This window comes from Pseudomonas sp. B6001, from assembly GCF_013386015.1.
Taxonomy (GTDB): Bacteria; Pseudomonadota; Gammaproteobacteria; order Pseudomonadales; family Pseudomonadaceae; genus Aquipseudomonas.
Map to the genome: position 1 here is coordinate 80,961 of NZ_JACAOX010000027.1, position 22,955 is coordinate 103,915.

General features: G+C 59.8%; 17 protein-coding genes and 4 tRNA genes. 13 read left to right on the plus strand and 8 right to left on the minus strand.

From position 1 onward, the window contains the following. Window positions 1-45: 45 nt before the first annotated feature. Genes HX821_RS26085 through HX821_RS26095 form a run of 3 tightly spaced genes read right to left on the minus strand, consistent with a single transcriptional unit; the run spans window position 46 to window position 5,825 of the window. Window positions 46-1,464 carry an efflux transporter outer membrane subunit gene (locus HX821_RS26085; RefSeq protein ID WP_177036797.1) on the minus strand — a complete coding sequence of 473 codons (1,419 nt, stop codon included), beginning with the start codon at window positions 1,462-1,464 and terminating at the stop codon, window positions 46-48. Beyond that, a complete protein-coding gene (locus HX821_RS26090; protein WP_010166819.1) occupies window positions 1,448-2,614 on the minus strand; it encodes an efflux RND transporter periplasmic adaptor subunit in 1,167 nt (388 codons plus the stop codon). Before HX821_RS26090 ends, HX821_RS26085 begins: the two co-directional genes overlap by 17 nt. Further along, the gene (locus HX821_RS26095; protein ID WP_087693205.1) at window positions 2,604-5,825 is read right to left on the minus strand and encodes an efflux RND transporter permease subunit; all 3,222 of its coding nucleotides are present in this window, start codon (window positions 5,823-5,825) and stop codon (window positions 2,604-2,606) included. Before HX821_RS26095 ends, HX821_RS26090 begins: the two co-directional genes overlap by 11 nt. 216 nt (window positions 5,826-6,041) lie before the next feature. Here HX821_RS26095 and HX821_RS26100 point away from each other — a divergent pair, with 216 nt between their 5' ends. Next, complete coding sequence (locus HX821_RS26100) at window positions 6,042-6,452, plus strand: hypothetical protein (protein WP_003207845.1); 411 nt, start codon at window positions 6,042-6,044, stop codon at window positions 6,450-6,452. 4 nt (window positions 6,453-6,456) lie between these two features. Here the strand turns inward: HX821_RS26100 and HX821_RS26105 are convergent, their stop codons facing one another. Further along, window positions 6,457-6,618 carry a hypothetical protein gene (locus tag HX821_RS26105; protein ID WP_003207847.1) on the minus strand — a complete coding sequence of 54 codons (162 nt, stop codon included), beginning with the start codon at window positions 6,616-6,618 and terminating at the stop codon, window positions 6,457-6,459. Window positions 6,619-6,881: 263 nt separating this feature from the next. On the opposite strand from HX821_RS26105, the gene HX821_RS26110 reads away from it, so the two are divergent. Then, window positions 6,882-7,511, plus strand: coding sequence for a peptidase C39 family protein (locus HX821_RS26110; RefSeq protein WP_050550299.1), 630 nt, complete (start codon window positions 6,882-6,884; stop codon window positions 7,509-7,511). A gap of 46 nt (window positions 7,512-7,557) precedes the next feature. On the opposite strand, the gene pbpG is transcribed toward HX821_RS26110, so the two are convergent. Together pbpG and folD are read right to left on the minus strand one after the other, a co-directional pair. Further along, window positions 7,558-8,490, minus strand: a complete 933-nt coding sequence (pbpG, locus tag HX821_RS26115; protein ID WP_003207851.1) for a D-alanyl-D-alanine endopeptidase — start codon at window positions 8,488-8,490, stop codon at window positions 7,558-7,560. Between the two features lie 208 nt (window positions 8,491-8,698). Further along, window positions 8,699-9,553, minus strand: coding sequence for a bifunctional methylenetetrahydrofolate dehydrogenase/methenyltetrahydrofolate cyclohydrolase FolD (folD, locus tag HX821_RS26120; protein WP_003207853.1), 855 nt, complete (start codon window positions 9,551-9,553; stop codon window positions 8,699-8,701). A 230-nt stretch (window positions 9,554-9,783) separates the two neighbouring features. Here folD and HX821_RS26125 point away from each other — a divergent pair. From HX821_RS26125 to HX821_RS26170, 10 genes are all read left to right on the plus strand, one after another. After that, window positions 9,784-9,860: transfer RNA gene (locus HX821_RS26125), tRNA-Arg, on the plus strand. A gap of 32 nt (window positions 9,861-9,892) precedes the next feature. Then, window positions 9,893-9,968 (plus strand) — tRNA-His (locus HX821_RS26130). Between the two features lie 56 nt (window positions 9,969-10,024). Then, window positions 10,025-10,109 (plus strand) — tRNA-Leu (locus HX821_RS26135). 82 nt (window positions 10,110-10,191) lie between these two features. Further along, a tRNA-His gene (locus HX821_RS26140) sits at window positions 10,192-10,267 on the plus strand. Window positions 10,268-10,668: 401 nt separating this feature from the next. After that, complete coding sequence (tig, locus tag HX821_RS26145) at window positions 10,669-11,979, plus strand: trigger factor (RefSeq protein ID WP_003207855.1); 1,311 nt, start codon at window positions 10,669-10,671, stop codon at window positions 11,977-11,979. A 92-nt stretch (window positions 11,980-12,071) separates the two neighbouring features. Next, the gene (clpP, locus tag HX821_RS26150; RefSeq protein ID WP_003174822.1) at window positions 12,072-12,707 is read left to right on the plus strand and encodes an ATP-dependent Clp endopeptidase proteolytic subunit ClpP; all 636 of its coding nucleotides are present in this window, start codon (window positions 12,072-12,074) and stop codon (window positions 12,705-12,707) included. Window positions 12,708-12,819: 112 nt separating this feature from the next. Next, on the plus strand, window positions 12,820-14,103 hold the full coding sequence (gene clpX / locus HX821_RS26155) for an ATP-dependent Clp protease ATP-binding subunit ClpX (RefSeq protein WP_003207856.1): 1,284 nt from the start codon (window positions 12,820-12,822) through the stop codon (window positions 14,101-14,103). A gap of 151 nt (window positions 14,104-14,254) precedes the next feature. Then, entirely contained in the window at window positions 14,255-16,651 is a 2,397-nt protein-coding gene (lon, locus tag HX821_RS26160; RefSeq protein ID WP_003207858.1) for an endopeptidase La, read from the plus strand. A gap of 146 nt (window positions 16,652-16,797) precedes the next feature. Beyond that, the gene (locus tag HX821_RS26165) at window positions 16,798-17,070 is read left to right on the plus strand and encodes an HU family DNA-binding protein (protein ID WP_003174819.1); all 273 of its coding nucleotides are present in this window, start codon (window positions 16,798-16,800) and stop codon (window positions 17,068-17,070) included. A 230-nt stretch (window positions 17,071-17,300) separates the two neighbouring features. Beyond that, the gene (locus HX821_RS26170) at window positions 17,301-19,175 is read left to right on the plus strand and encodes a SurA N-terminal domain-containing protein (RefSeq protein WP_177036799.1); all 1,875 of its coding nucleotides are present in this window, start codon (window positions 17,301-17,303) and stop codon (window positions 19,173-19,175) included. 89 nt (window positions 19,176-19,264) lie between these two features. On the opposite strand, the gene nhaA is transcribed toward HX821_RS26170, so the two are convergent. Together nhaA and HX821_RS26180 are read right to left on the minus strand one after the other, a co-directional pair. After that, window positions 19,265-20,599 (minus strand): Na+/H+ antiporter NhaA, encoded by a 1,335-nt coding sequence (gene nhaA / locus HX821_RS26175; protein ID WP_087693206.1) that lies wholly within the window; start codon window positions 20,597-20,599, stop codon window positions 19,265-19,267. Between the two features lie 115 nt (window positions 20,600-20,714). Then, the gene (locus HX821_RS26180; protein ID WP_177036801.1) at window positions 20,715-21,893 is read right to left on the minus strand and encodes an MFS transporter; all 1,179 of its coding nucleotides are present in this window, start codon (window positions 21,891-21,893) and stop codon (window positions 20,715-20,717) included. Between the two features lie 127 nt (window positions 21,894-22,020). On the opposite strand from HX821_RS26180, the gene HX821_RS26185 reads away from it, so the two are divergent. Next, a complete protein-coding gene (locus HX821_RS26185; RefSeq protein ID WP_177036802.1) occupies window positions 22,021-22,920 on the plus strand; it encodes a LysR family transcriptional regulator in 900 nt (299 codons plus the stop codon). The last annotated feature ends 35 nt before the right edge of the window (window positions 22,921-22,955 follow it).

The following is a 22,955-nucleotide window of genomic DNA, read 5'->3' on the forward strand; positions in this document are numbered from 1 at the left end:
CAAGCCCGCTCCCACAGTTGATCACTGTCGTTCTTGAGACAGGTATCAGGCGTCGGGCTTCCAGCCGCCGCCCAGCGCCGTCACCAAACCCACACTCGCCTGCAACTGCCGCGTCTGCACCGCCTGCAATGTGCGCTGCGCCTGCAACGCCGCCGTCTGCGCCGTCACCACATCCAGATAGCTCACAGCCCCCGCCTGGTAACTGTTCATCGCCAGTGCCTGTGTGTGCTCGGCGGCATTCGCGGCGGCTTGTTCGTCCATCGCCTCCTGCTGCAAGTCGCGCAGTTGCCCAAGGTTGTCTTCCACCTCACGCACGGCTCTTAACACCTGGCTGCGATAGTGCGCCGAAGCCTCTTCAAACTCCGCCTTGGCCTGGCGCTCATTGGCGCTTAACCGGCCGCCATCAAAGATCGGCAGATTCACCAGCGGCCCCAGCGCCCAATACCGATTGGCGGCGGAGAACAAGTTGCCCACACCTTGGGTCTGCCCGCCAATCAAGCCGGTCAAACTGAAATCCGGGTACCACGCCGCCTTGGCCACGCCGATATTCGCGTTGGCCGCAAACACCCGTCGCTCGGCTGCCGCGATATCCGGCCGGCGTTGCAGCAGGTGGCTCGGCAGTTGTTGCGGAATCCCCGGCAGCGCGATCAATTGCTGGCTCGGCGGCAGCTGGAATTCACTGGCGGATACGCCCACCAATTCACCAATCGCATGCTCGGTAAGATTGCGTTGACCGCGCACATCGTCAAGCTGCGCCTGTGCTTCAGCCAGCTGATTCTGCGCCCGGGTCAGGTCGAGCTCCGAGGCGATCTGCCCCTCGTACCGGCTGCGGGTCAGTTTCAGCGCCTGGCCAAAATCATCCAGCGAACTGCTGAGAATCCGGCTCTGGGCATCCAGTCCGTTGAGCTGCACGTACAGCGTCGCCAACTGATGCTGCAGGCTCAGGCGTGCCACCGCCAAATCATCCCCGGAGGCTTGGGCCTGTGCATCGCCAGCCGCCACCTGGTTGCGGATTTTGCCCCACAGATCCAGGTCAAAACTCAGCGCAAACCCCGCCGTGTTGCTGTTGTACACCGAAGGCTGGGTATCGCCCCGCAGTGGCCGACTGTCCGATTGCCGCTGGCGCAACGGTTGCGCGCTGGCGGTGATTTGCGGGAACAGCCCGGCATGCAGTTGGCTGGCATACGCCTGTGACGCATCGAAATGCGCCAACGCTGCGGCCAGGTCCGGGTTGGCCTTGAGCAGTTGTTCCTGCAGGTCGTTCAGGCGCGGGTCCTGATACAGCTGCCACCACTTCGGCGCCAGTTGGTCGGACGGTTGCGCGCTGTGCCACGGGCCGTCGCTGGTCTGTTCGCGGTACTTGGCCGGCAGGTCGATGGTCGGCGCCTTGTAGGTGGGCGCCAGCGAGCAACCGTGCAGTGCCACCAATACCAGGGCCGCGAGGGGTTTAAGCCTTGGGCGCATGGGCACCTCCGGCATCGGCCATTTGCACGGCGTCGCCTTCGCGCAGTGCGTCGGGTGGGTTGTCGACTACGCGATCGGCGGGTTTCAGGCCCTGGTCAATCACCAGGCGCTCGCCGAGGTCGAGGCCGATGTGGATGTCTTGCAGGTGCACGTGGTTCTTGGCGTCCAGTACCGCGACCTGGGTGCCTTCGGCCCGGAAGATCAGGGCGCTGGCCGGGATGCTCACGCCATGGGTATCCGCCGGAATCGCCAGGGTGGCTTCGGCGTAGTCGCCGGGCAGCAACTTGCCGTCCGGGTTGTCGGCCACGAACTGTGCGAGCAGGGTGCCGGAGCGGCGGTCGATGGCGGTGGAGTCGCCCATCAGCTTCGCGCTGAAGTGTTCGCCGGGGTGCTCGGGTACCGTCAGTTGGGCGGCCAGCCCGGGATGAATCACCGCGGCGTAGTTCTGCGGCACCGGCACGTAGAGGCGCAGTTGGTGGGTGTCGGCGATGTCGAACAGTTCCGGATCGCTGTCGCTGTCAGCCTTGATCAACTGGCCGATGTCGGTGTTGCGTGCGGTGATCACGCCGGCAAATGGCGCGCGGATGGTCTTGTAGTCTTCCAGGGCCGAGAGCCGCGCATAGTCAGCCTCGGCGGCCTGGGCGTTGGCCTTGGCGGCCAGGGCATTCGAGGTTTTTTCATCGGCCTCCTGGCGCGATACCGAATGGCTGTCCAGCAGGTTTTTCCAGCGGGTGGCAGTGGTTTCTGCCAGGCGTGCGTTGGCCTGTTCCTGCACCATGCGGGCGTGGGTTTGCGCCACTTGCTGGTCGAGGTCGGGGCTGTCGATCTCGGCGAGAATCTGCCCGGCCTTGACCTGGCTGCCGATGTCGACTTTCCAGTCTTTCAGGTAACCGCTGACCCGCGCATGAATCGGTGCCTTGCTCCAGGCTTCCAGATGCGCGGGCAGGCGCAGGGTGTCGCCGGCCGCGTTCTGTTTGGGCTGGAACACCAGCACCTGCGGCACGGCGGCGGTTTCGGTCCAGGCGGTGACGGATTTTTCATGCATCGTACGGGCGTGCAGGCCGTTGGCGACCAACAGGGCGGCCAGTGTCAGGCCGCCGACACCCATGAGCATCAGACGCTTGCGCGAGGGTTTGTGATCAGACGACATGTGAAGTTTCTCCAGCAGCAGCGCGAGTAGGGTGACGACCGTGGACCAGGCTGAAGACCACGGGTACAAACAGCAAAGTGGCAGTGGTGGCGAGGATCAGGCCGCCGATCACGGCACGTCCCAGCGGCGCGTTTTGTTCTTCGGACAAGGCCAGCGGCAACATGCCGATGATCATCGCCAGGGCGGTCATGCAGACCGGGCGGAAACGGGTGTAGCCGGCTTCCAGTGCGGCCTTGAGTGCATCGCCATGTTCGGCCAGGCGCTCTCGGCAGAAGCTCACCACCAGGATCGAGTTGGCGGTGGCCACGCCCATACAGAGGATGGCCCCCGTGAGTGCGGGCACCGACAATGACGTGCCGCTGAGGAACAGCATCCACACGATCCCCGCCAGCGCTGCCGGCAGTGCGGTGATGATCACGAACGGGTCGGTCCAGGACTGGAAGTTGACCACGATCAGCAGATAGATCAGCACCACCGCACCGAGCAGGCCGAAGCTCAAGCCGTTGAACGCTTCATGCAGCGCATCGATCTGCCCGTGCAGGCTGATGGTCGCGCCTTTGGGGCGCATCGGGGCCATGTCGTTCAGCACTTTTTGCACATCGCTGGCGACGCCGCCGAGGTCGCGGCCTTGCACGTTGGCGTACAAGTCCAGGGTCGGCTCGATGTTGTAGTGGGTCACCACCGCCGGGCTTTGTACCCGCGAAATGGTCGCTACGCCGCCGAGGATCTGCGACTGCCCATCGGCACCGGTCACCGGCAATGCTTCCAGGGAAGGCAAGCTGTCGAGGCGGTACTGCGGGGTTGCGGCCACGATCGAATACGACACGCCGTTGGCCGGGTTGAGCCAGAACGTTGGTGCGGTTTGCGAGCTGCCGGCCAGGGACGCAACCATGCTGTTGGTTACGTCACGCTCGGTGATGCCCAGGCCGTTTGCACGCATGCGGTCCACGTTGACTTGCAGTGACGGGTAGCCGGTGGACTGCTGGATGCGCAGGTCGGCAATGCCCGGTATGTGTTTCAGGCGACGTTCCAGTTCGATGGCGTAGGCGCGGTTTTCTTCATCGCTGCGCCCGGAGATTTTCACGTCCAGCGGGGCCGGCGAACCGAAGTTGAGGATCTGGCTGCTGATGTCTGCCGGGAGGAATGCGAACTGGCTGCCGGGGAAGCTTTCGGGCAACGCTTCACGCAGTTTTTTCACGTAGTCGGCGGTGGGCGCATGGTCCTTTTTCAGGGTGACCTGGATATCGCCGTCCTGTGGGCCGATGGTGCCACTGCTGCTGTAGGCCATGTCGATGCCGCTCAGCGGGATGCCGATGTTGTCGACGATGGTGTCCAGTTCGTCGGCCGGAACGATCTCGCGAATCCGCGCTTCGATCCGGTCAAAGGCCGCCGCGCTCTCTTCGATGCGTGTGCCCAGCGGCAAGCGCACGTGCAGGGCCATGGCCCCGGCGTCGGTGGCCGGGAAGAAGTCCTGGCCCAGGCTTGGCAGCAGCAGGAACGAGGCGAGGATGCACGCCAGGAAGCCGATGATGAAGCGCTTGCGGGCGCCGAGGGCCAGGGTCAGCAGGCCGTGATAAACGTCCCGCACGTTGGAGAAGTGACGCTCAAAACCCTGCTGGAAATTCAGCACCGATTGCAGCACCGCGTTGCGCTGCGGTTTGTGCTGGTCGCCCTCGTGATGGTTGATGAATTCATCTTCCGGGTGATGACCTTCACCTTGCTCCGGCACGTGCGGCTTGAGCAGGAACATCGCCAGGGTCGGCACCAGGGTCCGCGACAGAATGAACGAGCTGGCCATGGCGAAAATCACCGCCAATGCCATCGGGCGGAACAGGTAGCCGGCGATGCCTTGCAGCATGAACATCGGCACAAACACGATGCAGATACACAGCAGGGACACGAACGCCGGGCCGACGATTTGCTTGGCGCCGTCGAGGATCGCGTCCTTCACCGCCTTGCCTTGTTCCAGGTGCCAGTTGATGTTCTCGATGGTCACTGTGGCGTCGTCCACCAGGATCCCCACCGCCAACGCCAGCCCGCCGAGGGTCATGACGTTGAGGGTTTGCCCGGTGGCCGCCAGCAGGGCGATGGCCGACAGCACCGCGAGGGGAATCGACGCGGCGATGATGATGGTCGAGCGCCAGCTGCCGAGGAACAGCAGGATCATCGCACTGGTCAGCAAGGCGGCGATGATGCCTTCCTGGGCCACGCTGCCCACCGACTGTTTGACGAACACCGAGGCGTCGCCGAGCAGTGAGGTCTTCAGCGACGGCGGCAGGGTTTCATTGATGCGCGGCAGCATCTGGCGGATGCCGTCGATGATCGACAGGGTGGAGATGCTGCCGTTTTTCAGGGCCGGCATCAGCACCGCACGGTGGCCGTCGACGCGCACGATGTTGGTCTGCGGCGGCGAGCCGTCACGCACGTGGGCCACCTGGCCGATGGTGATGATCGCACCGTCGACTGTCTTGATCGGCAAGTCGTTGAGCTCATCAATCGCCTTGGGGCTGTTGTTGAGCAAGATCGTGTATTCGTTGGGGCCGAGTTTGGCGGTACCCACCGGGATGATCTGGTTTTGCAGGGCCAGGGCGTTGCCCACGTCCTGTGCCGAGAGGCCTTTGGCGGCCAGCGCCTGGGGGTCAAGGTCGAGGGTGATCTGGCGTTGCTTGCCGCCCATTGGCGTGGGCATGGCCAGGCCGGGCAGGGCGCTCAGGGGCAAGCGGATGTTGTTCTGCACCAGGTCGCGGATCTTCGCTTCCGACAAGCTGGGGCTTGAGAACGCCATCTGCAGAATCGGCACCGTAGAGGCGCTGTAGTTGAGGATCAGCGGCGGCGTAATGCCCGGTGGCATCTGCTTGAGCACGGTTTGTGACACCGCTGTTACCTGGGCGTTGGCGGTGCGGATATCCACGCCGGGCTGGAAGAAAATCTTCACGATGCCCATGCCGGGTAACGACTGCGATTCAATGTGCTCGATGTCGTTGACGGTGGTACTCAGGGAGCGTTCGTAGGTGTAGATCACGCGACCGGCCATGGCGTCCGGAGACAGGCCGTTGTACTGCCAAACCACCGCAACGACGGGGATGCCAATATCGGGAAATACGTCAGTGGGGGTACGCAAGGCCGCCATGGGCCCGATGATGCAGATGAAAATTGCCAGCACGATAAACGTGTAGGGCTTGAGCAGTGCGGTCTTTACCAGCCCGAGCATGCCGTAACCTCCAAAGGAGTTGGATTGCAAACGCTCGCAGTCTTGACGGACCCACCTAACACGCACCTTTCAGCCAGGTGAAGGAAGATTTAGTTAACGGCTGAAGATCCTTTCATATGTATTCATTTGTTCAACAATGGTGACAGTAACAAGCTGGATACCGATCGAACGGGAGCTGTTTCGCCTGTTCACTCTTTATCCATTTGGAGTTCTGCCATGTCTCTTAAACCCTTGTTGTTGATCCCGGCCTTGAGTGCGGTCCTGTTGTTGTCGGCGTGTGCCGGCCCGATGCCGAAGGCGGACCCGAGCGAAGCCTGGATCGGCTTGCAAGAGGAGGCACCCAACGACCTGATGGCCGAGCGGGTAGACGGTAAAAACATTAATGATGGCCGCTACTTCGAAGTGAAACCCGGCGCGCATCGCCTGGACGTCACCTTGTTTGAAGAAGAGGCGGGGGATGATAACCAGCAGGATTGTCGCGGGCATGTGACCTACGGCAACTTCAAGGCCGGCGAGCATTACACCCTGGTGGAATCCAGCCTGGGTACGACGGTGCGTGCCGAGTTGAAGGATAGCCACGGCAAGGAGTTGGCGCAGACCGAAGACTTCAGTTGCATGCCTGGCTAAGGCGTCAGGCGTGGTGCCCGGCGGGTTTGTGCAGCTTGCCGGGTGCTGCGGGTTTTACGTGTGGGTGATGGTGCCGGCGGGTCACGCGCATCACGCCCCACAGCATGGCGGCGGCGACGGCCAGCCAGCCACAGATCAAAAGCAGAATCGTTGTTGTCAGGCTCATAAGTGCCTCCTTTCGCCCGGTGCCGGGCACACACTGTCTTCTCAATGGACAGTCTAGCTATCCGCAGGTTGCCTGCTATTGACCAATGGTCGTGTGCGTCCAACTTGTTTGCTCTATCGCCGGCCTTTTACTGCGCTGCAAGGCTATACCCGCGCCCCGGAGCGTCCTATGATCAGGGCCCACGTCGACCGTTGATCAAGTGAGTGAAGAAGTTGCGGTTTCCCTCGAACATTAAAACCTCCTGGTGGGTCGCCGCCTGTTTCATGGGGCTGGCGGCCTGTTCCTCGCATCCAAAACCCACGAGCATCCCGGGGCTGCCGGAGAGTGTCGAGCTCAAGGGCGTGCCGGCGTTTCGCGGTGAGACTTACCTCGGTGGCCCAGCCGCTCTTGCCAGCATGCTGTCTCAACAAGGCATTGTGATTACACCGGGGCTATTGGATAAGCCACTGCATTTGCCGGGCGCTGAAGCGGACCTTGAGCGCAACATGCAGGTGCTGGCCCGTGAATACGGGATGTTGGTGTACCCGCTGGAAGATCAGCTGCCGGCGCTGCTGGCACAGGTCGCGGCCGGGTACCCGGTGATGGCGCGTATCACCCAGGGCTCGACCTTCTGGGCCGGTCCGCGGTATGTCGTGGTGGTGGGTTACAACAAGCAGAAGAGCATGGTGCTGCTGCGTTCAGGCTTGGCGCGACGCATGCCGATGGATTTCAGTGCGTTTGAGTCGGCGTGGAAAGACGGCGGCAAGTGGGCGGTACTGATTCAGCGGCCCACCCAGTTGCCGGTCAAGGTCGACGCCCAGCGCTGGCAGCAGGCTGCCAGCGCCACAGCCCAGGCGGGCCAGGAACAGGCGGCGGCCCAGGCAGTCAAGGCACTGGCCAGTCAGGCCAAATAAAAAAACGGCGCTCAAGGGCGCCGTTTTTTATGTCGCTATTTACGGATCAGCGGGACTCGGTGACCTGAACATTCGCCCGTGGGCGGTTCTTCAGGTTCTTGTCAGCCTTGTAGCGCAATGCGACGTCTGGCACCGAGCCGCTCTTGCCGGTTTCGACCCAGCTGCGGATGCGCCCGGCATCGGCAAAGTGGGTGAATTTGCCGAAGGCATCGAGGATCACCAGCGACACCGGGCGATTACCCATGCTGGTCACCAGTACCAGGCAATGGCCGGCCTGGTTGGTAAAGCCGGTCTTGGTCAGCTTGATGTCCCAGTTGGCGCGGTTGATCAGGTGGTCAGTATTGGAGAAACCCAGGGTGTAGTTGGGTTTGCGGAACGAGACGGTCTTTTCCTTGGTGGTGCTCAACTGGCTGAGCATCGGGTACTTGCGTGCGGCGGCCAGCAGCTTGCTCAGGTCGCGGGCGGTGGACACGTTATGGATCGACAGGCCGGTAGGTTCCACATAATGGGTACTGGTCATGCCCAGTGCCTTGGCCTTGGCGTTCATCGCTGCGATGAAGGCCGGGTAGCCGCCCGGGTAGTGGTGGGCCAGGCTGGCGGCGGCGCGGTTTTCCGAGGACATCAGGGCAATCAGCAACATCTCCTTGCGCGGCATCTCGCTGCCGATCTTGACCCGGGAGAACACGCCTTTCATCTCTGGCGTGTCCTTGATGTTGATGTCGATGTATTCATCCATGTTCTGCTTGGCTTCCAGCACGATCAGGCCGGTCATCAGTTTGCTCACCGAGGCGATCGGCACGATGACATCCGGGTTGCTGGCATAGATGACTTTGTTGGTCTGCAGGTCTACCACCATCGCACTGCCGGAGGCGATGTGCAGGGTGGACATGTCGCGGGGAGCGGTGGTGGTTTCGCTTGCGCTCGCGAAGGTGCCTGTCAATGCAAAAAATAGGCTGACAATGGAAAGATGAATTTTCACGCGGATGAACTCGCTAAAAAAAGTAGGGATATACCGTTCTGCACGGACTTTCTGATAAATGCCGTTACATTTTAGGAGTATGGATCAGAAACTGTCGAATGTTCTTCTGAAAACAGATGAAACCCCTTAAAAACAAAGAAAAAACTACTTTTTTTCGGCCAATAAAAAGCCCTGCGATAAGGCAGGGCTCTTTCAGAACGGCTGGTTATTAGACGTGCAGGGTTTCGGCGGCGTACAGGGTGTTTTCCAGCAGGCAGGCACGGGTCATCGGGCCGACACCACCGGGTACCGGGGTGATCCAGCCGGCACGGGGCAGGGCGGTTTCGTACACCACGTCGCCCACGAGCTTGCCATCGTCCTGGCGGTTGATGCCCACGTCGATGACGATGGCGCCTTCCTTGATCCACTCACCCTTGACCAGGCCCGGCTTGCCGGCGGCGACGACCACCAGGTCGGCGCGGCCAACGTGGCCGGCCAGGTCCTTGGTGAAGCGGTGGGTCACGGTCACGGTGCAGCCGGCCAGCAGCAGTTCCATGGCCATCGGGCGACCGACGATGTTCGAGGCGCCGACGACGACGGCATCCAGGCCATACAGATCGACGCCGGTGCTTTCCAGCAGGGTCATGATGCCCTTCGGGGTGCACGGGCGCAGCAGCGGGATACGCTGGGCCAGGCGGCCGACGTTATAAGGGTGGAAACCGTCGACGTCCTTGTCCGGGCGGATGCGTTCGAGCAATTTCGACGCGTCCAGATGCTCGGGCAATGGCAGTTGCAGCAGGATGCCGTCGATGGCCGGATCGTCGTTGAGGCTGTCGATCAGGTCGGTGAGGGCCTGTTGGGTGGTGTCTTCAGCCAAGTCGTAGGCTTTGGAAATAAAGCCGACCTCTTCACAGTCTTTACGCTTGTGCGAGACATAAACCTGAGAGGCAGGATCGCTGCCGACCAGGATCACCGCGAGGCCCGGCGTGCGCAGGCCTTGTTGGCTGCGCTCGGCGACTCGTTTGGCGATCTGCTGGCGCAGGCTGGCGGCGATTGATTTGCCGTCGATAAGTTGTGCAGTCATTACGCGTGATTAACCATCGAGAGGGGGAAGAAAAGTGCGCGCATTCTCGCATGCCATGGCGTGAGGGCAAAGGCGCTTGGTCTGCAAATTCCCCTAACCCCTTAAATAAAATGAATTTTTTATAAAAAGGATTTGACGGGTTTCGGGTCCATCTATACTATTCGTCGCACTTGTCGGGCACAGCCTAGCACTGGTTAGTTTGTAATCCTCCAAGAGTACAGATTAATAAGGCGCCCGTAGCTCAGCTGGATAGAGCATCCGCCTTCTAAGCGGATGGTCGCAGGTTCGAGTCCTGCCGGGTGCGCCATTAGGCAGCTTTGGCACAAGTAGCGCAATATGGTGGGCGTAGCTCAGTTGGTAGAGCACGGGATTGTGACTCCCGTTGTCGAGGGTTCGATCCCCTTCGTCCACCCCATATTTAAAAAGGCGCCAGATTAATAGTCTGGCGCCTTTGCTTTAAAAGCTTCAAGCGCGGATGTGGTGGAATTGGTAGACACACTGGATTTAGGTTCCAGCGCCGCAAGGTGTAAGAGTTCGAGTCTCTTCATCCGCACCAAATAAAGTTTCGTGAAGGCCTGCGGGTCGGCGCGAAGCTCAACAAATAGCCTTTTTGACGGGCTTTTTGGTCACGCAATATGGTGGGCGTAGCTCAGTTGGTAGAGCACGGGATTGTGACTCCCGTTGTCGAGGGTTCGATCCCCTTCGTCCACCCCATATTTCGAAAGGCGCCAGATTAATAGTCTGGCGCCTTTTTTGTTTCAGCGGTTTGAGTTTCAACGCAGTCGCAGGTGTTGGGCTGCAGGGCAGGGCGTTTCGTCGTATTTATGTTTCGCGATGATGCCGCACTGCCTGCCGGCCTTGTCCGCAGGGTCGGTTGTCAGGGAGATGATTGGCAACCGCTTCTATATATAGAAGGGTTGGCGCAGAGCCCTGGCATGATGGGATGTATTTGCCACCGGGGCGAGCTGCACTCGTGCATTCGCACCTATAAATTGCCTGCTGTTTTTTTACCCGTTTTCAGTAGGGTGACTTCTTGAGTTTGACCCACTAGAATGCATGCCCTTGATTCTGGGGTCGGAAACGGCCAGCTAACGTCTGTGCAACGAGGAATATCCATGCAAGTTTCTGTTGAAAATACTTCTGCTCTTGAGCGCCGCATGAGCATCACCGTGCCGGCCGAGCGCATCGAGACCCAGGTCAACAAGCGTCTGCAGCAGACTGCCCAAAAGGCCAAGATCGCTGGTTTCCGTCCAGGCAAAGTGCCAATGAGCGAAATCAAGCGCCGCTTCGGTGCTGATGCACGTCAGGAAGCTGTAGGTGACGTGATCCAGGCTTCCTTCTACGAAGCCGTTGTCGAGCAAAAGCTGAACCCGGCTGGCTCGCCTTCCATCGAGCCCAAGTCCCTGGAAGCAGGCAAGGATCTGGAATACGTTGCAATCTTCGAAGTGTTCCCTGAGTTCGAAGTTGCCGGTTTCGATTCGATCGCCATCGAGCGCCTGAGCGCTGATGTTGCTGACTCCGACCTGGACAACATGCTGGAAATCCTGCGCAAGCAGAACACCCGTTTTGAAGTGGCCGATCGTGCTGCCCAGAACGAAGACCAGCTGAACATCGATTTCGTAGGCAAGGTTGACGGCGAAGCATTCGCTGGCGGCTCCGCCAAGGGTACTCAGCTGGTGCTGGGTTCCAACCGCATGATTCCTGGTTTCGAAGACGGCCTGGTTGGCGCCAAAGCCGGCGAAGAGCGCGTTCTGAACCTGACTTTCCCGGCTGACTATCAGAACCTGGACCTGGCTGGCAAAACCGCCGAGTTCACCGTGACCGTCAACACCGTTTCCGAGCCCAAGCTGCCAGAACTGAACGAAGAGTTCTTCAACCAGTTCGGCATCAAGGAAACCGGCATCGAAGGTTTCCGCACCGAAGTTCGCAAGAACATGGAGCGTGAACTGCGCCAGGCGATCAAATCCAAGGTCAAGAACCAGGTGATGGACGGTCTGCTGGCGGCCAACCCGATCGAAGTGCCGAAGGCCCTGCTGTCCAACGAAGTTGATCGTCTGCGCGTGCAGGCTGTTCAGCAGTTCGGCGGCAACATCAAGCCTGACCAACTGCCGGCCGAACTGTTCGAAGAACAGGCCAAGCGCCGCGTTGTACTGGGTCTGATCGTGGCTGAAGTGGTCAAGCAATTCGACCTCAAGCCTGACGAAACCCGCGTTCGCGAAATGATCCAGGAAATGGCTTCGGCCTACCAGGAGCCTGAAGCTGTTGTGTCCTGGTACTACAAGAACGACCAGCAGCTGAACGAAGTGCGTTCGGTTGTGCTGGAAGAGCAAGTTGTGGATACTGTTCTGCAGAAGGCTAAGGTGACCGATAAAGCGGTCTCTTACGAAGAAGCAGTCAAGCCGGCTGAAGCAGCACAAGCCGACTGATCGCTCAACTCGTTTGAAAATACACCTATAAGCCAGCCTCGCGCTGGCTTATGCGTATTCAAGACATGACTATTTGGGAGTAACTGCAGAGCATGTTCCGTAATTCGTATATTCAGCAGAACTCTGATATCCAGGCCGCTGGCGGCCTGGTCCCGATGGTTGTCGAGCAATCTGCTCGTGGCGAACGCGCCTATGACATCTACTCGCGCCTGCTCAAGGAGCGAGTGATCTTTCTGGTTGGTCCGGTAGAGGACTACATGGCCAACCTGATTTGTGCGCAGCTGCTGTTCCTTGAAGCGGAAAATCCGGACAAGGACATCCATCTCTACATCAACTCCCCGGGCGGTTCGGTGACAGCGGGCATGTCGATCTACGACACCATGCAGTTCATCAAGCCGAACGTATCGACCACCTGTATCGGTCAGGCGTGCAGCATGGGTGCGTTCCTGCTGACCGCTGGTGCTGAGGGCAAGCGTTACTGCCTGCCGAACTCACGCGTGATGATTCACCAGCCACTGGGCGGTTTCCAGGGCCAGGCATCGGACATCGAAATCCATGCCAAGGAAATCCTCTTCATTCGTGAGCGTCTCAACACGCTGATGGCCAAACATAGCGGGCATACCCTGGAAGAGATCGAGCGCGACACCAACCGTGACAATTTCATGAGCGCCGAAGCGGCTCGTGAATACGGGTTGATCGACGCAGTGATCGAAAAGCGCCCCGCTTAATATAAGCAGCTCAAAATAGGGCAGGTCGGCAGGTCCGACCACCAGTGGACTTGAAAAAGCCCTCAATAGCCTTCATCTTGTGTTGCAAGCCTATCGGATTTGGATCGAACGAATGACTGACACCCGCAACGGCGAGGACAACGGCAAGCTGCTCTATTGCTCCTTCTGTGGCAAAAGCCAGCATGAAGTACGCAAGTTGATTGCCGGCCCCTCGGTCTTTATCTGCGACGAGTGCGTCGACCTGTGCAATGACATCATCCGTGAGGAGGTGCAGGAAGCCCAGGCCGAAAGCAGCGCGCATAAATTGCCTTCGCCTAAAGAAATCAGCGGCATCCTTGATCAGTATGTGATTGGTCAAGAGCGTGCAAAGAAGGTTCTGGCCGTAGCGGTGTACAACCACTACAAGCGTCTGAACCAGCGTGACAAGAAAAGTGACGACGTCGAGCTCGGCAAAAGCAACATCTTGCTGATCGGCCCTACAGGCTCGGGTAAAACCCTGCTTGCAGAGACCCTGGCTCGCCTGCTGAACGTTCCCTTCACCATCGCCGACGCAACCACTCTTACCGAGGCCGGTTACGTAGGTGAAGACGTCGAGAACATCATTCAGAAGCTGCTGCAGAAATGCGACTACGACGTGGAGAAGGCCCAGATGGGCATTGTCTACATCGATGAAATCGACAAGATTTCGCGCAAATCCGACAACCCGTCGATCACCCGGGACGTTTCCGGTGAAGGCGTGCAGCAAGCGCTGTTGAAACTGATCGAAGGCACGGTTGCTTCCGTACCGCCACAAGGCGGCCGCAAGCACCCGCAGCAGGAATTCCTTCAGGTTGATACGCGCAACATCCTGTTCATCTGTGGCGGTGCGTTCTCCGGCCTGGAAAAGGTTATTCAAAACCGTTCCACCCGTGGCGGCATTGGCTTCAGTGCAGAAGTACGCAGCAAGGAAGAAGGCAAGAAAGTCGGTGAATCCCTGCGTGAAGTCGAGCCTGACGATTTGGTCAAGTTCGGTCTGATCCCGGAATTCGTTGGCCGTCTGCCGGTCCTGGCGACGCTGGACGAGCTGGATGAGGCTGCGTTGATGCAGATCCTCACCGAGCCGAAAAACGCCCTGACCAAGCAATACGCCAAGCTGTTCGAGATGGAAGGTGTGGACCTCGAGTTCCGTGCTGACGCGCTCAAATCGGTGGCCAAGCGGGCACTGGAGCGCAAGACCGGCGCCCGTGGTTTGCGCTCGATCCTCGAAGGCGTACTGCTCGACACCATGTACGAAATCCCCTCGCAGTCCGAGGTGAGTAAAGTGGTGATCGACGAAAGCGTTATAGAAGGCAAGTCCAAGCCACTGTATATCTACGAAAACAGTGAGCCGGCTGCCAAGGCTGCGCCAGACGCGTAAGCGTTGCACTGCCGAGCTGTACAAAATAAAGGGGCCTTAAGGGGCCCCTTTGTTTTTACTGCGTTTAACTGATGCCATTACGCTTGTTTTTTTTGCAGGCAGCCCCCATCTTGGTTTCAAGCTTACTTTCATCTGTCATAGAGGCGAAATCATGAAGACAACCATCGAATTGCCTCTCCTGCCGTTGCGTGATGTCGTCGTCTATCCGCACATGGTTATCCCGCTGTTCGTGGGGCGCGAGAAGTCTATCGAAGCCCTCGAGGCCGCGATGACGGGCGACAAGCAGATTCTGCTGCTGGCCCAGAGAAATCCTGCTGACGATGATCCGGGCGAAGATGCCCTGTATCGCGTTGGTACCGTTGCAACTGTCCTGCAACTGCTCAAGCTGCCTGATGGCACCGTCAAGGTGCTGGTGGAAGGCGAGCAGCGCGGTGCGGTCGAGCGCTTCATGGAAGTGGACGGCCACCTGCGTGCCGAAGTGGCGCTGATCGACGAAGTCGACGCCCCTGAGCGCGAATCCGAAGTGTTCGTTCGCAGCCTGCTGTCCCAGTTCGAGCAATACGTGCAACTGGGCAAGAAAGTCCCCGCAGAAGTCCTCTCTTCCCTCAACAGCATTGATGAGCCAAGCCGCCTGGTCGACACCATGGCCGCGCACATGGCGCTGAAAATCGAGCAGAAGCAGGACATTCTCGAGATCATCGATTTGTCGGCCCGGGTCGAACACGTCCTGGCGCTGCTGGATGCCGAAATCGACCTGCTGCAGGTTGAGAAGCGCATTCGCGGCCGTGTCAAAAAGCAAATGGAGCGCAGCCAGCGCGAGTACTACCTGAATGAGCAGATGAAGGCCATTCAGAAAGAGCTGGGCGACAGCGAGGAAGGCCACAACGAAATCGAGGAGCTGAAAAAGCGCATCGATGCCGCCGGCCTGCCGAAAGACGCGTTGACCAAGGCCACTGCCGAGCTGAACAAGCTCAAGCAAATGTCGCCGATGTCGGCCGAAGCCACCGTGGTTCGTTCGTATATCGACTGGCTGGTGCAGGTGCCGTGGAAGGCCCAGACCAAAGTGCGCCTGGACCTGGCCCGCGCCGAAGATATTCTCGATGCCGATCACTACGGCCTCGAAGAAGTCAAGGAACGCATTCTCGAATACCTCGCCGTGCAAAAGCGCGTGAAGAAGATTCGTGGCCCGGTGTTGTGCCTGGTCGGTCCTCCTGGTGTGGGTAAAACCTCGCTGGCGGAGTCGATTGCCCACGCCACCAACCGCAAATTCGTGCGCATGGCCCTGGGCGGTGTGCGTGATGAAGCGGAAATCCGTGGTCATCGCCGGACTTACATCGGTTCGATGCCAGGAAGATTGATTCAAAAGATGACAAAGGTGGGTGTGCGCAACCCGCTGTTCCTGCTCGATGAAATCGACAAGATGGGCAGCGACATGCGTGGCGACCCGGCGTCTGCTTTGCTGGAAGTGCTCGACCCCGAGCAGAACCACAATTTCAACGACCATTACCTGGAAGTCGACTACGACCTGTCCGACGTAATGTTCCTGTGCACCTCCAACTCGATGAATATTCCGCCAGCCTTGCTGGACCGGATGGAGGTGATTCGTCTGCCGGGTTACACCGAAGACGAGAAGATCAACATCGCCGTCAAATACCTCTCGCCCAAGCAGATTGCGGCCAACGGCCTGAAAAAAGGCGAGATCGAATTTGATGCCGACGCGATCCGCGACATCATTCGTTTCTACACCCGCGAGGCCGGTGTACGGGGCCTTGAGCGTCAACTGGCGAAGATCTGCCGCAAGGCCGTGAAGGAACATGCGCTGGAAAAACGCTTCTCGGTGAAGGTCACCGCTGACCTGCTGGAACACTTCCTGGGCGTGCGCAAATTCCGCTACGGCCTGGCTGAGCAGCAGGACCAGGTAGGCCAGGTCACTGGCCTGGCGTGGACCCAGGTGGGCGGCGAATTGCTGACCATCGAGGCCGCCGTGATCCCGGGCAAAGGGCAACTGATCAAGACCGGTTCCCTGGGTGACGTGATGGTTGAATCCATCACCGCCGCGCAGACCGTGGTGCGCAGCCGCGCCAAGAGCCTGGGGATTCCCCTGGACTTCCATGAGAAGCACGACACCCACATCCACATGCCGGAAGGGGCGACCCCGAAAGACGGCCCTAGCGCAGGCGTAGGCATGTGCACGGCACTGGTATCAGCCCTGACCGGCATTCCGGTGCGCGCCGATGTCGCCATGACCGGGGAAATCACCCTGCGTGGTCAGGTACTGGCCATTGGTGGCCTCAAAGAGAAATTGCTGGCTGCACACCGCGGTGGTATCAAGACTGTGATCATTCCTGAAGAGAATGTTCGCGACTTGAAGGAGATTCCTGACAACATCAAGCAGGATCTGCAGATTAAACCGGTTAAATGGATTGACGAGGTCCTGCAAATTGCGCTGCAATACGCGCCGGAGCCCTTGCCGGATGTGGCTCCTGAGATAGTTGCAAAGGATGAAAAACGCGAGACTGACTCTAAGGAAAGAATTAGCACGCATTAATACGTTTAAGCCTGGGGGCTTCCTTGACAGCTTTTTAGAGCCCTTGTTATAAAGCGGCTCTTAAGTGTCTGTAGGCCATTCAGCACTGGTTTTTGCTTTCACCAAAAAACTTAGAATCATACTCAATAGATATAAGGGGACTTAGAGTGAACAAGTCGGAACTGATTGATGCTATCGCTGCATCTGCTGATATCCCGAAAGCCGCTGCTGGCCGTGCGCTGGACGCAGTAATCGAATCCGTCACTGGCGCTCTCAAGGCCGGCGACTCTGTGGTACTGGTTGGTTTCGGTACTTTCTCTGTGACCGATCGTCCAGCTCGCACTGGCCGTAACCCACAGACTGGCAAGGCTCTGCAAATCGCCGCTGCCAAAAAACCAGGTTTCAAAGCCGGTAAAGCCCTGAAAGAAGCCGTTAACTAAGCTTCGCTCAAGCCTTACCCATCCGGGTCGGACGCAGGTCTGACCTGGCAGCGGAGCGGCAGCTGACCCGAGTATCCATCGGGTCGCCACGCCGGGGGTGTGGGTTCAAACCCCCGTCCGCTCCGCCAGTTACGAGAAGGCGCATCCTCGGATGCGCCTTTCTTCTATCCGGACTCTACCCACGCTCCACGGTTGCCTAATTTTGAAGTTCAACCGTTTCTGGGGGACGCATGCTGCAGAATATCAGGGACAATTCACAAGGCTGGATTGCCAAGACCATTATCGGGATCATCGTCGCATTGATGGCGTTCACCGGTATCGAGGCTATTTTTCAAGCTTCGACCAACAACAAGCAGGACGTGGCCAAGGTCAACGGTGAAGAAATCACCCAAAGCGAACTGGGCCAGGCCGTCGACATGCAACGTCGCCAGCTGATGCAACAGCTGGGCAAGGACTTCGATGCTTCCTTGCTGGACGAAAAGCTGCTGCGCGACGCCGCCCTCAAGGGCCTGATCGATCGCAAGCTGCTGCTGCAAGGCGCGGCCGATTCGAAATTCGCTTTCTCCGAAGCTGCGCTGGATCAAGTGATCCTGCAGACGCCGGAATTCCAGGTGGATGGCCAGTTCAACGCTGAGCGTTTCGACCAGGTGATCCGTCAGCTGGGCTACAGCCGTATGCAATTCCGTCAGATGCTGAGCCAGGAAATGCTGATCGGCCAGGTTCGTGCAGGCATTGCCGGCAGCGGTTTTGTGACTGATGCCGAAGTGCTCGCGTTCGCCCGTCTGGAAAAACAGACCCGCGATTTTGCCACCGTCAGCGTCAAGGCCGACCCTGCAGCAGTGAAGATCACTGACGACGAGGTCAAGGCTTACTACGACCAGCACGCCAAGGAGTTCATGACCCCGGACCAGGTGGTCATCGACTATCTGGAGCTGAAGAAGGCTTCCTTCTTCGACCAGGTCGCGGTCAAGGACGATGAGCTGCAAGCCCTCTATCAGAAAGAAACTGCCAACCTCGCTGAACAGCGTCGCGCGGCGCACATCCTGATTGAAGTCAACGACAAGACCACTGACGAGCAGGCCAAGGCCAAGATCGAAGAAATCCAGGCGCGCCTGGCCAAGGGCGAGAAGTTCGAAGCCCTGGCCAAGGAGTTCTCCCAGGATCCGGGTTCGGCGAACAACGGCGGTGACCTCGGTTTCGCTGGCCCTGGTGTCTACGACCCTGCCTTCGAAACAGCGCTGTATGCGCTGAACAAGGACCAGGTCTCGGCACCGGTGCGTTCGAGCTTCGGCTGGCACCTGATCAAGCTGTTGGGTGTTGAAGCACCAGAAGTGCCATCGTTCGCCAGCCTGAAAGACAAGCTGACCCGCGAGCTCAAGACCCAGCAGGTTGAACAGCGTTTCGTCGACGCGACCAAGCAACTGGAAGACGCTGCATTCGAAGCTTCCGACCTGGCCCAGCCGGCGTCGGACCTGAAGCTGACCGTGCACACCTCCGCGCCGTTTGGCCGTGAAGGTGGCGAAGGCATTGCTGCCAACCGTGCCGTGGTGACCGCTGCATTCAGCCCTGAAGTACTGGATGAGGGTGCCAACAGCACCGCCATCGAGCTGGACCCGGAAACCATCGTGGTACTGCGTGCCAAAGAGCACCTGAAGCCTACCCAGCTGCCGCTGGAAAGCGTTGCCACTGCCATCCGTGCCCAGTTGACCAAGGAGCGCGCGAGCGCTGCGGCGAAGACTCACGCGGACGAGCTGATTGCCAACGTGCGTGATGGCAAGACCCCGCTGAACCAGCCGGTGGATGGCCAGGCCTGGAAAGTCACCGAAGCGGCCACCCGGGGCCAGGAAGGCGTCGAGCCAGCCGTGCTGCAAGCCCTGTTCCGCATGCCAAAGCCTGCGGCCAAGGACAAGCCGACCTTCACCAGCGTGACACTGCCAGACGGTAGCCTGGTGATCGTGCGCTTGAACGCGGTCAATGAAGCCGCTGCACCGACCGATGACGAGAAGGCTCAGTACCGCCGCTTCCTCGCGTCCCGTGTCGGCCAGCAAGACTTCGCCGCCTATCGCAAGCAGTTGGAAACCAAGGCTGAGATCAAGAAGTTCTGATCTCGTAACAGCCTGAATAAAAAGACCCCGGCCTGAAGAGGCCGGGGTCTTTTTTTATCCACTAATCAGCTGACTCAACCAGTCTTGATTCAACGCGCAAACTTGAGCTTGCCCCAACTCAGGCCAATCACAGCCGCCAGGGTCGAAGCGCTCAGCACACTCAGCTTGGCAGCCGACAGCAGCGTCGGATCGGAGAAGGCCAGCGACGAGATGAAAATCGACATGGTGAAACCAATTCCCGCCAGCAGGCCCACCAGGGCGACGCCGTTCCAGGTCACGCCCTCCGGCAATTGGCAGATGTTCAGTTTGACCAGCACCACGCTCGCCAGCATCACACCGAGCGGCTTGCCGAGCACCAGGGCCAGGATGACCCCCATGAACACGCCGTGGGGCAGTGGATCGTCCAGGTTGAACCCTTGCAGGCTCACTCCGGCGTTGGCCAGGGCAAACAGTGGCATGACGCCGAAGGCCACCCAGGGGTGCAAGCCCGCTTGAATACGTTGCACCGGCGGCAGCATTTCCCGCTGGGCCTGTCTCAATTGCTTCAACGGTTTGGCGACTTGATGGGCACTTTCAGCCGATTGTGAAAGCCGCTCCATCAGCTCGTTGAACGTGCGCCCGATGGTGTCCAGAGGGCGTTCCCGAGTCGGTCTGGAAGTCACGGGCGTTATCAGGCCAAGCATTACGCCCGCGAGCGTCGGATGGACGCCGGTCTTGAGCAGGCCAAACCAGACAATCGCCCCTGGCAACAGGTACACCACCGCCTTGCCAATTCCCATCCGCTGAAAAACCAGCACCAGCGCCAGCCCGCAGGCCGCGATCACCAGGCCCATGTAGTCCAGGCTGGCGGTATAGAAAATCGCGATGATCAGGATGGCGACGATGTCATCAATGATCGCCAAAGCCAGCAACAGGATGCGCACGCCAGCCGGAATCGATTTGCCCAGCAGCGCCAGCACACCCACGGCAAATGCGATGTCGGTGGCAGTGGGCACTGCCCAGCCACTGGCCGCTACGGTGCCATGGTTGAGCAGGGTGTAAATCAGTGCCGGCATCAGCACGCCACCCAGCGCAGCGCCGAGGGGCAGGGTGGCCAGTTTCAGGTTGGCGAGTGCGCCGTCCCTGATCTCCTGGCGAATCTCGGCGCCCACCACCAGGAAGAAGATGGTCATCAGCCCATCGTTCACCAGGAAGTGCAACGAGCGCGAGACCGTGAAGTCTCCCAGTCCGATAGTGAGTGGGGTGTTCCAGAAGTGTTCGTAGGAATCTGCGACGGGGCTGTTGGCCCAGACCAGCGCGACGATCGCTGCCAGCAGCAACACGATACCGCTGACTGCTTCGATCCTTGAAAACCGCTCCAATGCGGACAGGGCGCCTTCGACCAGAACCTGGGGGCGCGGAATAGCAGGGTGTTTATCAGGCACGACAAGTCTCCATTGGCGGCCCGACCAATGCTTATCCTTTAACCTGCGCTGTGCCGTATGCAGCAGCGCACCCGGTGCGATCATAAGAGTTAAGAAACATCACGTCACGTTTCGTTTAAACATCGGTTAAACGCAGCGTCGCGATCAGCGCCAGTACGACCAACGCGGCGACCGCCCATGGAAACGATGTCACTCCCCACCCTTGCAACAACATGCCGCCGAGTAGTCCGCCACCGGCGATGCCCAGGTTCCACACCGTCACCAGCATCGACTGTGCGGCATCGGCTGAATCCCCGGCCGACTTGGCCAGCGCCGTTTGCAGCAATGCCGGCAAACCGCCAAACGCCAGCCCCCATAACGCCACCGTGGTGTAGATCACCGTCGCCGAGGTGATCCAGAACGCCAGCGCCAGGGCCGACAGCGCGAACATTGCGCAGCTGATCACCAATAAGGCGCGCAGCCGCTGATCAATCAGCGCGCCGACGATCCAGATACCCAGCAGCGCCGCCAGGCCAAACACCAGCAGCACCTGGTCGATGTCCGCTGCAATCCCGGCAGGTACCAGGAACGGCGCGATATAGGTGTAGAGAATGTTATGAGCCAGCACGTAGGTGAAAGTCACCAACAGCACCGGACGAATCCCTGGCAGTGCCAGCACCTGGCGCAGCCCCAGGCGTTTTTCCGCCTGTTGCCCGGCAAAGTCCGGGACCTGCCAGCGCACCCAGGCCAGCAGCACAACCGTCAGGCCGGACATGATCGCGAAGCTCAGGCGCCAGCCAACCGTGGTGCCCAGGAATGTCCCGGCCGGTACACCCAGTGACAGCGCCAATGGCGCGCCGAGCATGGCCACGGCAATGGCCCTGCCTTGCAGGTGCGGCGCAACCATGCGGCTGGCATAACCGGCCAGCAGCGCCCAGAGCAATCCCGCGAACACCCCGGCGAAGAACCTGGCCACCAGGGTCAGCAGGTAATCGCTGGAAAACGCCGTCACACTGTTGACCAAGGCAAACCCGCCGATGGCAATCATCAGCAATGGCCGCCGGCGCCAGCCCCGGGTGGCGATGGTCAGGGGAATCGCGGCCAACAGCGAGCCCAGGGCGTACAGGGTCACCAACTGGCCCACCAACGCTTCGGACACCCCGAGGCCGGCGCCCATTTGCGGGAGCAAGCCCGCCGGCATGGCTTCGGTGAGGATGGTGATGAAGCCGGCGGTAGCCAATGCCAACAGGCCACCCAGAGGCAGTCGTTCACGGCTCACCGTGGGGGTCGTGGAAGATAGGGCGCTGTCGCTCATGTTTTTTGGCTCCGGTTTTCAGACGAAAGGGCAGGGAGCCAGAGTAGGGTGCTGCACGGTGGAGAAAAACAGGCTAAGGTTCCGAACTTATCGGACGCCAATGTCCGCAATCCTCGGGAGCGAGACGATGGACAGCCTGGGCAGTATTTCAGTGTTTGTGCAGGTGGCCGAAACCCGCAGCTTTACCGAGGCCGGGCGCATGCTGGGGGTGTCGTCCTCGGCGATTGGCAAAAGCATCGCGCGCATCGAAGAGCGCCTGGGGGTGCGGCTGTTCCATCGCAGCACCCGCAGTATCACGTTGACCAGCGAGGGCGCACTGTTTCTCGAACGCTCCCGGCGCATCCTGGCGGAAGTCGAAGCCGCAGAACAGGAACTGAGCCAGGCATCCGCCACCCCCAGAGGCAAGTTGCACGTCAGCCTGCCGCAAGTGCGCGGCTTGTTGATGCCGGTACTGACGGATTTCATGCGCGCCTATCCCGAGATCGAGTTGGACGTGGACTTCTCCGACCGCATGGTGGATGTGATCGAGGAGGGTTTCGACGCGGTGATCCGCACCGGCAAACCCGAGGACTCACGCTTGATGGCGCGCCACCTCGGGTATTACCGCCTGGTGCTGGTGGCGTCCCCGGAGTACCTGCGCCTGCACGGTACGCCGCGCCAGCCCCGGGATTTGAGCGACCACGCCTGCCTGCGCCACAAATTCTGCGCCACCGGCAAACTGGAAACCTGGCCACTGCGCCCGGAGCCGGGCCTGCCGGAGCCGACCCTGCGTGCGCCGCTGGTCTCCACCACCATCGAATCACTGATGCACGTGGCCCATGAAGGCCTGGGGATTGCCTGCCTGCCAGACTTCATGGTCCGCGAATCGGTGGAGCAGGGCCGGCTGCAACGGGTGCTGGACTATTACCTGGAGCACAGCGGCAGCTTCTGGATGCTCTGGCCATCAAGTCGCCATGCCTCGGCGAAATTGCGCGTGTTTATCGACCATATGGGCGAGCGGCTTTTTCCTGCGGACACCGTCCCGTAAGGCTGTGACGTTTTACCGACAGGAATTCGCGCGCC